Below are 14,262 nucleotides of genomic sequence, written 5' to 3' on the forward strand. Positions count from 1 at the left end.
TCAGCCTAAAGTTCGGCGCCGTTGTTGAAATCGTTGCGCTCCGACGGAAGATTCCACCACAAGTACCCAATTCCGGCGATGGCCAGAGCGATCGCTCCGAACCACGCCATGAAGGGCGCGGAACGCCACACGATAGCGAAGAGCACCAAGAGCAGCGGTCCACCCGCCGCGGCCAGCCACGCCAACACCGTCAACGGATTACCCACGCCCAGCGGCCGCGGTTCTGGCGGCACGAAATGCTCATCCAGCTCACCTGAGGATTCGTTCAACTCTTCGGGAATCTCCGGCGAGCTCGCTTCTCGGCCGGAAGACTCTGAGCTGACATATTCAGAGCTGACATATTCAGGGCCGTTAGATTCAACGCCGTCGGACTCAAAGAAGCGGCGAACCAAGTCGTCCCATTCCTCGTCCGATGGATTGCGACCCTGCGTCACTTAACTAGACCCCTCACAAACGCAACGGAACCGCTTTCGATAGCTGCGGCGTCGTAGTCCAAAGTAGCAACATGGAAGCTGTTCGGAAGCGCGGTCACCTGCACATTGCTGCCCTTGAGGGGATTCTTGGCGAGCCCCTTTTCGAGGATCTTGATGCTGGAGTCCGGGACCACGTGATCAGTGGCTGAGCGGAACAGTAAGACGGGGGCGGTGATCTGTGAAAGCTTCCCACGCGTCACGGCCATGAGCTTGCCCAGCTCGGCGACACCACCCACAGGCGTCCGCGAGTAAGCACCCTCAGTGACCCCTGGCTTGGCGATGTCATCTCTAATGGGCTCTACCGATTTGACGACCCACCGCAGAGCAGGGGCCAGACTCGCAGTAGGGGAAGCAAACTTCAGTGATGGATTGACAGTGATGATGCCAGCAGGATCTCGAATTTCCCCCAAGCGAAGGGCGAGCGTTCCACCCATCGATAGCCCCGCCACCACCACGTTCTCATGCTCGCGTCGAAGACGATCAAAGTGCGCCGACACCGCATTGATGTACGCCTTGTAGCTGGTGCCATTGAGGTCTTCCCAGCGTGTTCCATGCCCGGGAAGGAGCGGGACGCTGACACTGAACCCCGCCTCCAGGAAAGCGTTGGCCCACGGGCGAACCGACAATGGTGAACCGGTAAAACCGTGAATCACCAAAACCGCCGTAGAGCCCGGGCGCAACACAGTGAAGGGCTGCGTGGGATCAAGCGGTGGCTGGGGAGCGGGAAGAGCCGTGTTCATGCCCGGTAATGTCCATTCGATTGGTGAGTGTCCAACAGTAAGTGCCTCTGCCCAGTATTCTTGCAGAGTGTTCTATTGGTTCATGAAGACGTTCGTCGTCGCCCCGATTACTACAGTCCTCTTCCGTCCTTGGGTCAAGGGTCTGGACAACATTCCCAAAGAGGGTGCCGCCATTTTGGCGTCCAACCACCTTTCGGTCTCAGACTCAGTCTTCTTGCCTGTTACGGTGGACCGCCCCGTGGTGTTCTTGGCGAAGATCGAGTACTTCACCGGTAAAGGCCTCAAAGGTCGCGTCACCGCGGCGTTCTTCCGAATGACCAATCAGCTTCCCATGGACCGTTCTGGCGGCGCGGCCTCCATGAATTCCTTGGCATCAGGCGCACAAGCACTCCGCGAAGGAAAGCTCCTGGGCATCTACCCGGAGGGCACCCGTAGCCCGGACGGCAAGCTCCACAAGGGCAAGGTGGGCGTCGCTCGATTGGCGATCGCCACAGGCGTGCCTGTTATTCCTATCGCCATGATCGGCACGGACAAGGTTCAGCCGATCGGCAAGACCGTTCCGAATATTCGACGCGTCGGCATGATCGTCGGTGAGCCGCTGGACTTCTCCGCTTACGCTGGCCGCGAAGACGATCGCTTTGCTCAGCGCGAAGTCACGGACAAAATCATGGACTCCATCATGCGCTTGAGCGGTCAAGAGTACGTGGACGAGTACGCGCAGAAGATCAAGGCGCGAGCCGCTCACAAGCACGGAGCTAGCTCCTAACTTACCTAGGTCTTAACCCACCTGCCTCTTAACCCACTTGATGCGGTAGTTCCGCGAATATTCTTGGGGAGTTTGAGTACTTCGGGAGTTTCGCGGACCCTGCTGGGGATTGTTGTCGCTGCTGCACGGTGGTTCGCCTACTTTGTGGGTGAATTCTGGGTCTTTATGGTGCTGATTTGATGCGTGGATGACACACGGTGTTCACTCTGTGGTCACGCTTTGGGCGAGTGGCGTAGGGGAGACTAACCTTGAGGGGTGACTCAGACAGCACCTCAATTCGATTTCTCCTCGACTTCCCCGACCGGAACTATCTCCGGTCCTGCAGCCGATCCGCAGCTGGACATTTGGCGCGAGCTTCCCATCGCGCAACAGCCTTCGTGGCATGGCACGGAAGAGTATGAGCAGGCTGTCGCCGAGCTCGGCACGTTGCCTCCGCTGGTTTTTGCTGGCGAAGTTGACGTTTTGCGTGAGCGACTCGCGGCAGCTGCCGAAGGACGCGCCTTCTTGCTTCAGGGCGGCGACTGCGCCGAAACCTTTGCCGGCGCCACCGCTGACAAGATTTCCGCTCGCGTCAAGACCATCCTGCAAATGGCAGTGGTGTTGACCTACGGCGCTTCCATGCCGGTCATCAAGATGGGGCGCATGGCTGGACAGTTCGCCAAGCCACGCTCTTCCGATTCTGAGACCCGCGATGGCGTGACGCTTCCAGCGTTCCGTGGTGACATTGTGAACGGGTACGAATTTACCGAAGAATCGCGCCGCCACAACCCGCAGCGCATGGTCAAGGCGTACCACACGTCGGCTGCAACCCTGAACCTCATCCGTGCGTTCACCCAGGGCGGTTTTGCAGATTTGCGCTCGGTTCACCAGTGGAACCAGGGCTTCATGGCGAACCCTGCCCACTCGAAGTACGACGTTCTCGCCGGTGAAATTGACCGTGCCGTGAACTTCATGAGCGCTTGCGGCGCAGATTTCGAGGCGCTCAAGCGCACCGAGTTCTTTGCCGCTCACGAAGCATTGTTGTTGGACTACGAGCGTGCGCTGACCCGTACGGATTCCCGCACTGGCTTGCCATACGACACCTCGGCACACTTCTTGTGGATCGGCGAGCGTACCCGCCAGCTGGACGGCGCACACGTTGACTTCTTGTCCCGTGTTCGTAACCCGATCGGCGTGAAGCTTGGCCCAACCACCACCGGTGATGACGCAATTGCATTGATCAACAAGCTTGATCCAAACCGCGAGCCTGGCCGTCTGACGTTCATCACCCGCATGGGTGCTGGCAACATTCGCGAGAAGCTCCCGGCAATCGTGGAGGCCGTCCAGAAGGAAGGCGCCAAGGTTGTGTGGGTTACTGACCCGATGCACGGCAACACCGTCACGAGCCAGAACGGCTACAAGACTCGCCGCTTCGACGACGTCATGGACGAGGTCGCAGGCTTCTTCGAGGTGCACCGCGCGCTCGGCTCTGTAGCCGGCGGCTTGCACGTTGAAATGACTGGCGACGACGTTGCAGAGTGCTTGGGCGGTTCTGATCCGATTCGTGAAGACCAGTTCGATGCTCTCTACGAGTCGGTGTGTGACCCACGCTTGAACCACATGCAGTCCCTTGAGATGGCCTTCTTGGTGGCCGATTCTCTCGCACACCAGAAGTCCTAATTTCATCCTCAGCTTGTCTGGCGGCTAGACCCGCGAGGTAAGCACACAGTAGGGGTAGGAGTCACTTAGTGATTCCTAACCCTACTTGTATGTACGAATCGACGTTCCCCCAGTCACCGTTATGGCCTGGGACGAGGTCACACCACGGTGAGGGTGATAGTCGAGCCTTCTGCCGCGGTGTCCCCGAGGACGCTTTGACCGTGCACTGTGCCGAAAAGATTGCCTAACGGGTACTTCACGCTGACTTCGAAGCCCAGATCTTCGAGCGTGCTCCGGGCTTCGTCGAGCTGCATTCCAATCACACGCGGTACTTCAATCATGCGTGGGCCCAAGGAAATGCTCACGGAGACGTCGGTCCCGCGTGAAACCTTCGTGCCCTCTTTGACGCTTTGGGCTGAAATCTGACCAGCTGGAACAGAAGCCGAATTCTCCTCTTGGCCCTCAACAAGATTCAAACCGATATTCTCGAGAGCCGCGGTGGCTTCGGCGAGGGTCATTCCCGCAAGCCCGGGAACGGAAACTGGTGCAGGACCCTTAGATACGACGACGCTGACTTCCGTTCCGCGGCGAACCGCGGTTCCGGGGGCCACTGATTGGCTGAGGACTTCGCCCTTGGCAATGCTTTCGTCAAATTCTTGCGTGACAGTTCCCAGCTCCAATGACTCAGCCTCCAGAATTGCTGGGAGGTCCGATTGCGCCAGCTGGGCGAGGTTTGGAACTTCGAAGAGTTCGGGCCCCTTGGATACCAAGAGGTCCACTCCTTCGTAACGGCGAATAGTGGTGCTGGCTAGTGGTTCAGTGCCGACGACGAGTCCTTTGTCGACATCGTCACTGAATACTTCTTTTGGGCGCGCTGCTACCCCCGCGTCACTGAGTGCCTGGGTGGCCGAAGCGACCGTCTGGCCACTCGTCTCCGGCAAACTCACTGGGGCTCCAGGCCCCATGCCGAAGAACCACCCGGTGGCTGCTAGGAGTGCTGCCAGCATGAAGAGGACAATCGCGAGGATCCACCGACGGACACCGGCGCCCTTTTTGTCTAACTTGACGAGTGGTTTCTGTGCTTGTTTCTTCCACTCGTGTTCTGCGTTCTTAGCGTCCTTGCGCGCTTGCTTCGCAGCAACGGCAGGTTTCACGGGGCGTGCTGGGGGAGCCGTCGCTCCGACTGCTGAAATCACTCCAGTATCGGAGGTGCCCCCGTCGGCTCGGGCGCTGGTCTCGACGCCTGACGTCGCTTCATTCGCCGAAAGATCCCGGGCGTTGATCACCTCTGTGAATTGCGAATCTTCACGAGCGTCATAGCCCGAACCAACACGACTAAACACTTCAGTCCGGTGATCGCCCGTGGCTATGACCGTCGTTGCATCGAGGTCTTCATCCTCATCGACGTCAGAGGAGAAGTCGCCGTCATCGTCTCGATCCTCGAGCTGATCGGGATCATCGAGCGTGGGGTCAGTGTCGTATGAATCTCCGTCAGGAGTGGAGTTGGAGCTTGAGTTGGCAGCGGTGGAAGCACCTGGTTCGCCGTTCTGAGACTGATCGGGTTCGTTCCAGTAGCCGGCATACTTTTCTTCGACCTCCCGGTCAACGGCAACAGGAGCAGTCGCGGCAGCGGCGTCGTCGTAATCCTTGCGTCTATTCGCAATTTCAGTGGCACCCAAATCTAGCTGTTCGTCACTCAACGCAGCTCGAACGTGCCGCAGCTCGCCCAACAAAGCTTCCGCGTCTACTGGTCGCGCTTCAGGGTCCTTGGCAGTGCACCATTCCACCAGCTCATCGAGATCTTGCGGAATTTCGGGTACCACCGTGGAGGGCAACGGCACCGTCTCATTGACGTGCTTGAAGACGATCTGCATCGAGTTCTGGCCCTGAAAAGGCTGCTCGCCAGTCAACAGTTCAAAGAGCATGATGCCGATTGCATAGAGGTCACTGCGCTTGTCCGCGTTCCCGCCCGTGACGAGTTCCGGGCTGACGTAGGCGACCGTGCCCACCAGCGTTCCGGACTGCGTGTGATTAGAAGCGGCCCGCGCGAGGCCGAAGTCCGCCACCTTGACGCGTCCAGTTTCCGTCAACAGAACGTTCTCCGGCTTCACATCCCGGTGAATGAGGCCCTTGGCATGAGCCGCGGCCAATCCGTCGAGGATTTCCTCCATGATGCGCAGAGTCTGGCGTGGGGTGAGTCGGCCTTGACGCTCCAACAGTTTGCGTAGCGTCTCGCCTTTGACGTATTCCATCACGAGGTAAGCGGTATCGCCGTCGACGCCTTGGTCGAGCACGTTGACGATGTTGGGGTGGGATAACTTGGCGGCGGTAATGGCTTCTTCTTCGAAGCGCTTCACCACTCGAGCGTCCTCGGCGAGGTACGGATAGAGCGCTTTGAGCGCGACGTCGCGGTGCAACCGCTCGTCGGTTGCAAGGTACACGGTAGACATGCCGCCGCGGGCCAGGCGTCGGTGAATATGGTACCGACGATCGATCACTTGACCCACTAACGGATCCACGGTTCTCTCTTCCACCTTTCCGATAGTAGCCAGATGCGCAAGAGCGGGACTGAATCAACACGGCTCAGTCCCGCTCTATCAGCGAGTCGATAGTTTTCGGTTCGTACTATCGCTATATGTAGGTGTCCTCAGGATGGTGGTCCTGAGAGTGGTTCTTTCTTGGGTGAGACGCCGGTGCTACGGGTGAGCGTCTCTGCAGCTGGCGAGGACGCCGGGCTGCGTGAAGGAATCGCTGTACTTTGATCGCTGTACGGAGAATCTTTGTACTGCGAATCCTAGTACTTGGAATCCCAGTACTAGGAATCCCAGTACTAGGAAGCGCGGCGTGCGCGGGCAGCGCGACGCTTCAACGCGCGGCGCTCATCCTCGCTCATGCCACCCCATACGCCAGCATCCTGACCGGTCTCGATAGCCCACTGAAGGCAGGTATCGATGACAGGGCACGTGCGGCACACGGCTTTGGCTTCTTCAATCTGGAGCAATGCCGGACCCGTGTTTCCCACTGGGAAAAAGAGTTCGGGATCCTTGTCCAGGCATGCTGCGCGGCTACGCCAACTCATGCTCGTTAGTGCTCCTTCTCAAAGGCAATAATTAGGGCAATTCATGAACAACGGACAGCAGCTCTGAGAAATTCCCAAGAGTCCGACTGCCCGAAGTTAAGTGCTTCAACAAACGAAAGCGGGAGCTTACTACTCCCGCGGCAACTGCCAAATAAGGGTTTCATGACTTGAAGTTGTAAACAAGAGGTTTTGTGTAAAAATATAGTGAATCCTTGTGTGGTTTTTGTCACGAGTGACCACTTTGTTCTAGAATCCCGGAGATTTATCGGCGGGATCGTGGAAGTTCAGGTACGTTTTCAGGGTGAGTTCCCAAGCAAAGAGGTCGAAGAATTCGGCTAACAGCCCCAAATTAGAAGAGATGCCCAACGCTGGCTCGAACGTGGCGTCGGCATCCGGTGCACTGGTGACTCCGTCGCCATGGACGGTCAAAGCAATAGCCGCTGTGATGTTCTTGATGGCTCTGGGTGCTGGGGTTGTCCTGGTTTGGTATGCACTTTCTCTTGGCACGCCAGGTCCGGTTCCGATGAGCGGACGCATCTTCTTTCTGGTGCTTTTGTTAGCAGCAACGGGTCTTGCTGCGTTATCGGGCTTTCAGATTCTCAAGTCGCGTCCATGGACGCGAGCGTTCGTGATCGTGTGGCACATCTTCCAGATCATCTTTGCGACGCAACTATTGATTGGACCGACCTGGTGGATTGCCCTCTTGCTCTTGATCCCGTCAGCTCTAGCCGTCATCTTGATGTTTGCCAAAGCCACCACTGACTTCTTTGCCAGCAACCTGGGATTTCGCAACGAGCGATAGCTGTCGAACGTTCTTTCAACTCCACGCGTGAAAACGGACGTATCGTCCATGCAGACGTTGGAACCCTCGGCCAGGTGATGGATCCACGGGACAACCCTGCCAGCCGAGCGCATCTGCTTCTTGCGGAGTTCTGGGACTCAGTAGGATGTCCGCGCCTTCCGGACGCTGAAGGAGGGCACCGGGCATTCGATGTAGCGACTTGAAATCTGCTTTCGCCGTCACAATTGTCTGGCCGCATGACTGAAGCAGCTTCTCAGTTTCTGCTCTCAGGGTATCGGGAATCAGATCAACATCGTCGATAAGTAGGACACGTGGCGGAGATCGAATGATGTCCTGTAGATCCGTCGAGCTCACCGTTGAACCAGTGATCCTCACGCAACCATTGGGTAGTCCTTGCGTTTCTAGGGTGCGGGCGAGATTCATCAGTATCGAGGTTTTGCCGGTTCCTGAGCCACCTGCGATGAGCCCTATGCGGCCTGGTCTCCACACGAATAGTTCGTGGGTCGGCGACGATATTCCAAGCGGAAAAGCGAGGGATTCGCTCTCCTCGGCGAGACTTTGCGCGAGGAGCCCGGCGATGAGAGTCGCGTCGGGACTAACTTGTTTAGGCAGGCCACGCAAATTCGGGGCAGCAAATGTCGTGGGGACTAGCGTGCCGGCCGTGGCCGTGGCAGTCACCGGGTACGTGTCCTCGGCCGATGCCGTTGCCCAGCCGCAACCCGAGCCACGGCCGGCGTCGCCGTGGACTGGACTTAAAGGACGACGCGTTCCTACTCCCGTGCCGTTAAGACACTGAACTTCTCGACCCAATTGAGGCCCGCCGGGTACAACGAGCACACCACGACCCCGAATATCAGGGATCTCCACCATTCGTGGCCAAAGCGCCTTGACTTCGCTGCCGAGTCCGAACGGCAAATACAACCGGCTCTCTAATGCGGCGAAGAGTGTCGTTCCGGTGAGTTCACGAGCGCCGAGAGCGACTACTGCAACTCGTCCCGTCACCGTAAGACGCACGAGCGAACTCATGAGCTGTTCCAAAGAGGTGGCAACTCGTGGACCCACTCGGGAAAGCACAGCGCTCCAGCCAGTCACCATCACGAGTGTGTGCGCACCGTGAGCGTCGTAAGACAGCATCAATTCATCATGGACTCGCTCCAAGATCTCGACGATGGCAATCGAGTCTGCATTCGACGCGTATGCGTAAACCTCAGGATCGTCGGCGAAATCGCCGCACATCTCAGCCCCATCGATGACAATCACTCGCGATGAGTGTTCCAGAAACTGTCTTATTAAGGATGCGGCGACCGCCGATCCTCCACCATCCATCCCGGTAAGAACCGACAAGCGTGGCGAACTCTGCAAATCCCATAGCACCGGCTCCAGATCGCCCATCGTTTCGTCGTTACCAACTCCGAGATAGATCGGTACCTCTGGAGAGGCTGCCTCTGGCGAGCGGGCGTCGTCGTATTCCGCGCTGTGTGAAATCAGACGAATCGTGTGCTCCATCAGCGTCACCAACAGCTCGCCGTCAACCTCGTTCGGCAACGCAACCGGGAGGGCGGTTGGAGGGGCGGGGTCGATGGTGACGCCGCCTGAATAGTTAAGCCAGCGTTGCACCGGCGTCAGCGGGGGCTCAGCAGAGGCGACGTGGAGCGTCGAGAGCGCTGGTCCTACGACGTCACCATAACGGTGGATCATCCATCCTGACGACGTTCCGCTGGGTGGCGGAAACTGCACTCGTTGCGCTGGTTGCGAGCCAACTTTGACGTACCCCTGTCCTGGAAATCGGTGGGAGATCGATGTTGCTTGCGGCGTTCCAATAACGTCTAGTGATTCCTGTTGACTTGCGACTCGAAGAAGCACAGAAATACCGATGTTCGCTCGAATGTCCGGAGATACGACCCCGAGTGGACGCTGCGTTGAGAGCAGTAGATGTACCCCAAGAGATCGTCCGATAGTGGAAATCGACGCTAACTCGTTCATGGCTTCGGGCATAGCCGACAACAACATCCGCAGCTCGTCCACCACAATTACTAGCCGTGAAATTTTTGGCAGGTCGTTTCGCATGTCTGCTATCGCGCGCCAACTCGGGTAATCAGCAACACCTTGCTTCTGAAAAAGATGCTCGCGGCGAGAGAGCTCGCTTCGAATTCCTCGGATCATACGGGAGGCATCGGCGCGGGTTAGATCGGTCTCAACGGCGATCGTATGGGGGAGCGCCGCGAACTCGCCCAGAGTTGATCCGCCCTTGAAATCAAAGTGAAGGAAGGAAACATCCGACGGTAAATAGTGCCGAGCGATGGACCACACCATGGACTTCAGAGCTTCGGATTTTCCAGAACCAGAAGTGCCTGCAACAAGCATGTGCGGGCCATCTGTTGCGAGATCGAGCTTTAGACCGTTGCCGGAACTAGCTACTTTCGGCGTGCTCTGCATCGCTTCCGTGCTGGCATCTAAGGCCACCCCCGCATCAAGTAGCAAGGAGTTAGCGCTGCTGAGCGCCGGATGTTCATGCTCGCTGTGCCGTTGTTTCGGCTTCGGTTCCGAGGTCTCCGGAACTGGGACCTCGCTCAATGCAAGAATCTCCAAAAACACCGTGGCTGTTTCGGCGGACATTCCGTCGAGGAGCACCGAAACTCGTGACGTCTCTTCACCATCTGATCGAGTGCGATTTATCCACTGTCCAGTGTCCACCCGAATCTCGTGGGCGAATGACTCGCCCACGTCGCCTCCAGGACCCGATTTCTCCGCAGCGCGGGATGCTGCCACGGGCTCGTCTAAATACTCGAAAGCCACAAAGAGCGGCGGATAGTTCGATCCAGTCGATTCGAATCTCTTCGGACCGCGGGCTTCGCTGAGGTTACCGCGCGAGGCAAAAACAATCACCGGACCTGCGCTCGCAGGCGCGTGGAGCTGAGCAAAAGCCTCAACCGTTTCGTAGTAGTGGATTTTCCCCGCAGCGCGAGCGAGGGAAGGAAGCCACGAACCGTCCCCGATCAACACAAACGTAAGTCGGCGAGAAGTATCGGTAAGTAGAAGCCGGATAAAGCACGCACGGAGCACCTCTTGGACGCGAGACCGCATGCCGCAGAAGATTGTGGGTGTTTGGGAGGACAACGTCACGATTGCAGGGCAGTCCTGATGGTAGAACTCGAGCGGCTCCGTTCCCGCTCCTAGTCTCACGACGACAGGTAGCCGATCAGTTTCCCCGATGGGTAGGGGAAGAGCGAGTGAAGCTTCCCGAGATGGATCGTTGCGTTGCCCCTCCGCCGACGATCCGCTCGATGGTGAGGCGCCTGGCATCGATCCTCTGGGATGCCTCAGCCAGGTTCGTAATATGCCCCAATCTGGAGCGACGTACTGCCTTTGTCGTTTATCCTTCGCGAGTTCGGCTTGGATCCGAACGTTCAATTTCTTCTTGTCGCGCCATTGCAACAGTGCCGGAACTCCGGCTGTCACCACGCTCATGAGTGCAAAGAGCATGAAAAGCCACGAGCCCATGATGAGCACCATGGCCAGACCCAGCACCACGGGCATGACGGCGCCTACCGTCATCATGAGCGGCCGTTGTGCTCGAGGTGCATTGGTGATGGTGATGGCGGGAAGTGGCCACGAAGTTTGAACGGGCTGAGGTTCTGATTTCTCTAGCTCTCGATCCTCTTCAAGGCGAAATCTCGTTGAGCCAAGCGTAAAGGTGTCACCAAAGGACAGGTGACGAGTCGTTGGAATTTTCGGGCCATGACTTTGACCGTAACCGCGGTGTAGTTTCAAGGCGAACCCTTGGGCAGAATGTACGACGACGCCTGCTTGCGTCGGCATTGCAGGGTCGCGGATACTCACATCGGCATCTCTGCGTCCGATGCTGTAAGTGCCTCTGGGCAAGTGAAATTGGCGACCAACGTCCGGTCCGGCAACCACCGTGAGATAGGCGTTTCGTCGGTGCGGACGTCCATGATCAGCGAGCCCGTGATCAAACGAAGAAGTCGCAGCGTTCTGCGACGCCTGCTCGTTCAACCCCTGATCCGACTGGTCCACCACTACCAAACCGGCGCTCGGAAGCTTTACCGGCATGCTCGCGCACGTGGCACCTACATCAAGTGGACCGCGGACTGAAGCTGCGTCGTCGTAATTGAGGGCTTGCATCAATGCCTCGCGAGGAATCCCTTCTCCACGTCCCTCGATTTCGATGAGGCCTGAACCTTGTCGCGACATGTGTTCAGGATGGGCAAGTGAAGTTCTTCGGAACATCAAAAACGTTTGCATGTCATCCTTTCTCGCGGTCTGGGTTCACAGTGAGAGTAGAACGAATCGTCGTGAGATTTTCTGATAGTTCACTTTCTGTTGATAACTCGTTCATCCACTTGTCCACAGAACTCTGCGTTGGATTGAAAGCATCCAAAAGTGTTGCCTACGGTGATCACGAACCTTATGGTGCGCGGTCAAGCAGGAGCACTAGTGCAGTGAGCTGAGGGGAATGCATGGAAGCAATTGCAAGGCTGGAAGAAGAAATTCGGGAGATCCTGCGTCGTCGTGGGTTGGATCCTTTCGTACAGCCAGACGAAGTTCGCAGTCTCATCCACGCCGCTGTCCTGGACTATGACGAACGGACGCTTCGAGCCAATTTGCCGCCGATCGTTGACTTTGATCAAACCAATCAATTGATCTTTGATTCAGTTGCCGGCTTTGGTCCTCTTCAGCCTCTTCTTGATGATCCAGAAGTAGAGGAAATTTGGATCAACTCGCCGCGTGAAGTATTTTCAGCTCGCCGGGGCACTTCCGAACTGACTTCCATTCGGCTGGAACCCTCGGACGTGCACTTTCTGGTGGAGCGGATGCTCAAGAGTTCCGGGCGCCGCTTGGACCTCAGCTCGCCTTTCGTGGACGCTGCCTTGCCTGACGGTTCGCGATTGCACGTTGCAATCCCGGACGTCACCCGCAAGGAGTGGGCTGTCAACATTCGAAAGTTCATTGCGCGCGCCGCATCCCTCAAACAGCTCGTCAAGTTAGGTTCCATGACTCCGCAAGCGGCTGCCTTTCTTGACGCGGCAGTGTCTTCGGGGCTGAATATTCTCGTTTCCGGTGCGACGCAGGCGGGAAAGACGACGATGCTCAATTGTCTCGCCGCTTCCATTGGAAGTCGCGAGCGTGTGATTACGGTGGAAGAGATCTTCGAGCTACAAGTACCACTTCGGGATGTCGTAGGGCTCCAATGCCGTCAGCCGAATCTTGAAGGCGAAGGCGAAATTTCCATGCGTCGCTTGGTGAAGGAGTCCTTGCGAATGCGCCCAGACCGTCTCATTGTGGGTGAAGTGCGAGAGGCGGAAAGCCTGGACATGCTTATCGCTTTGAACTCAGGTCTTCCTGGCATGGCAAGTGTTCACGCCAACAGCGCTCACGATGCCGTCACCAAGATTTGTACGCTGCCGCTTTTGGCCGGCGACAATATTTCACCGCACTTCGTTACTCAAACCGTCGCCTCGAGCATCGACTTGGTCATCCACTGCGAACGCTCCCGAACTGGCCAACGCCGGATCTCGGAAATCCTCGCCCTCGGCAAACGAGTCGAGAACGGGGTGATTGAAACGTCCTCGATCTTCAAACGAGTTGACGGTGAGCTACTGCTGATGGACTCCGCAGATGTGCCGTCCGAAAAGTTCCATCATGCGGGATTGGACATCAACTCGATCCTTAGAGAGGCCGCATGAGTGCGCTGCTAGGCCTCATGCTAGGGCTAGGCCTGTTTTTGATTTGGTGGTCTTTCTGGCATGAGCCTCCCACCGAAGCGCCTAAGAAGGAGCGGCATGCTATCCGCAACATGCTGTTGCGGGCCGGGCTAGACAACGTTTCGCCTTCTGGGCTGCTCGCCGCGTGCGGAATAGCTGGATTCGTCACCTTGCTCCTGGTTTTCATCTTTACGGGAGCACCGTTGATCGCGCTGATCTTCGGCCTTTTTGGTGCACTCTTGCCGATCATCCTGGTGAACTGGCGAGCGCATCAGCGCTCAAAGAATCTCCGGGAAGTGTGGCCCGACGTTGTAGACCACCTTCGATCCGGGGTTCGAGCAGGTCTTTCTCTTCCCGAAGCGCTGTCGCAGCTCAGCGAACAGGGTCCCGTTGCTCTTCGTCCGGCCTTTGACGAGTTCGCTCGTGACTACCGAGTCAGCGGCCGTTTCGATACCTCCATAGAGAATCTGCGTATCCGCCTCGCTAATCCGGTTGCCGACAAGATCATTAGCGCGCTCAAACTCACGCGAGAGGTGGGCGGATCGGACCTAGGCCAGATGTTAGGAACACTGGCCCAGTTCTTGAGAGATAGCGTTCGAACCCGAGGAGAGCTTGAGGCTCGGCAGTCGTGGACGGTCAACGCCGCGAGGCTCTCGGTCGCTGCTCCCTGGATTGTCTTGCTACTAATGTCAACACAGCCAGCGGTCGCGGACGCCTATTCGACAGGTCTTGGGGGACTGGTGCTAATTAGTGGATTGATCATCTCCGTGGTCTGTTATCAGCTCATGATTCGTCTGGGTGAGCTTCCGGACGAAGAGAGGATTCTGAAATGAGTCCTAGTATCTTCGCCGGTCTCCTGTGCGGGTTGGGATTGGGTCTTGGATTAGTCCTTGTCTTCACCCGGATTCCACGCTTTAGGCGATCTACTTTCGCCGCACGAATAGCGCCGCAACTGCGTGCGGGTCGAATGCAATCTGCCCTACTGACAAGTCACGATGCAGGCGGTTCCTTTGGACCGTTGGGCAGGATCATTGCTCCCTT

10 protein-coding genes are annotated in these 14,262 nt (G+C 57.4%); 5 read left to right on the forward strand and 5 right to left on the reverse strand.

From position 1 onward, the window contains the following. Positions 1-5: 5 nt before the first annotated feature. Together HD598_RS02285 and HD598_RS02290 are read right to left on the reverse strand one after the other, a co-directional pair. On the reverse strand, positions 6-434 hold the full coding sequence (locus tag HD598_RS02285; RefSeq protein WP_183663523.1) for a hypothetical protein: 429 nt from the start codon (positions 432-434) through the stop codon (positions 6-8). Then, the gene (locus tag HD598_RS02290; RefSeq protein WP_183663525.1) at positions 431-1,213 is read right to left on the reverse strand and encodes an alpha/beta hydrolase; all 783 of its coding nucleotides are present in this window, start codon (positions 1,211-1,213) and stop codon (positions 431-433) included. The genes HD598_RS02285 and HD598_RS02290 overlap by 4 nt, the downstream gene beginning before the upstream one ends. Before the next feature lie 67 nt (positions 1,214-1,280). Between HD598_RS02290 and HD598_RS02295 the strand changes: the two genes are divergently transcribed. Together HD598_RS02295 and HD598_RS02300 are read left to right on the forward strand one after the other, a co-directional pair. Continuing rightward, on the forward strand, positions 1,281-1,979 hold the full coding sequence (locus HD598_RS02295) for a lysophospholipid acyltransferase family protein (protein ID WP_183663527.1): 699 nt from the start codon (positions 1,281-1,283) through the stop codon (positions 1,977-1,979). Positions 1,980-2,234: 255 nt separating this feature from the next. Beyond that, positions 2,235-3,638 (forward strand): class II 3-deoxy-7-phosphoheptulonate synthase, encoded by a 1,404-nt coding sequence (locus HD598_RS02300; RefSeq protein WP_071893700.1) that lies wholly within the window; start codon positions 2,235-2,237, stop codon positions 3,636-3,638. Positions 3,639-3,775: 137 nt separating this feature from the next. Here the strand turns inward: HD598_RS02300 and HD598_RS02305 are convergent, their stop codons facing one another. Further along, complete coding sequence (locus HD598_RS02305; RefSeq protein ID WP_183663529.1) at positions 3,776-6,151, reverse strand: Stk1 family PASTA domain-containing Ser/Thr kinase; 2,376 nt, start codon at positions 6,149-6,151, stop codon at positions 3,776-3,778. Between the two features lie 296 nt (positions 6,152-6,447). Continuing rightward, positions 6,448-6,696: a WhiB family transcriptional regulator gene (locus HD598_RS02310; RefSeq protein WP_071893698.1), complete on the reverse strand. Its 249-nt coding sequence runs from the start codon at positions 6,694-6,696 to the stop codon at positions 6,448-6,450. A gap of 358 nt (positions 6,697-7,054) precedes the next feature. Here HD598_RS02310 and HD598_RS02315 point away from each other — a divergent pair, with 358 nt between their 5' ends. Then, positions 7,055-7,498 carry a hypothetical protein gene (locus HD598_RS02315; protein ID WP_071893697.1) on the forward strand — a complete coding sequence of 148 codons (444 nt, stop codon included), beginning with the start codon at positions 7,055-7,057 and terminating at the stop codon, positions 7,496-7,498. Positions 7,499-7,513: 15 nt separating this feature from the next. On the opposite strand, the gene HD598_RS02320 is transcribed toward HD598_RS02315, so the two are convergent. Next, entirely contained in the window at positions 7,514-11,710 is a 4,197-nt protein-coding gene (locus HD598_RS02320; protein WP_183663531.1) for an FtsK/SpoIIIE domain-containing protein, read from the reverse strand. Positions 11,711-11,976: 266 nt separating this feature from the next. Between HD598_RS02320 and HD598_RS02325 the strand changes: the two genes are divergently transcribed. Continuing rightward, positions 11,977-13,203 (forward strand): CpaF family protein, encoded by a 1,227-nt coding sequence (locus HD598_RS02325; protein ID WP_071893695.1) that lies wholly within the window; start codon positions 11,977-11,979, stop codon positions 13,201-13,203. Then, positions 13,200-14,054 carry a type II secretion system F family protein gene (locus tag HD598_RS02330; RefSeq protein WP_071893694.1) on the forward strand — a complete coding sequence of 285 codons (855 nt, stop codon included), beginning with the start codon at positions 13,200-13,202 and terminating at the stop codon, positions 14,052-14,054. The genes HD598_RS02325 and HD598_RS02330 overlap by 4 nt, the downstream gene beginning before the upstream one ends. Positions 14,055-14,262: the final 208 nt, after the last annotated feature.

The organism is Neomicrococcus aestuarii, assembly GCF_014201135.1.
In the GTDB taxonomy this organism is placed as follows: domain Bacteria; phylum Actinomycetota; class Actinomycetes; order Actinomycetales; family Micrococcaceae; genus Neomicrococcus; species Neomicrococcus aestuarii.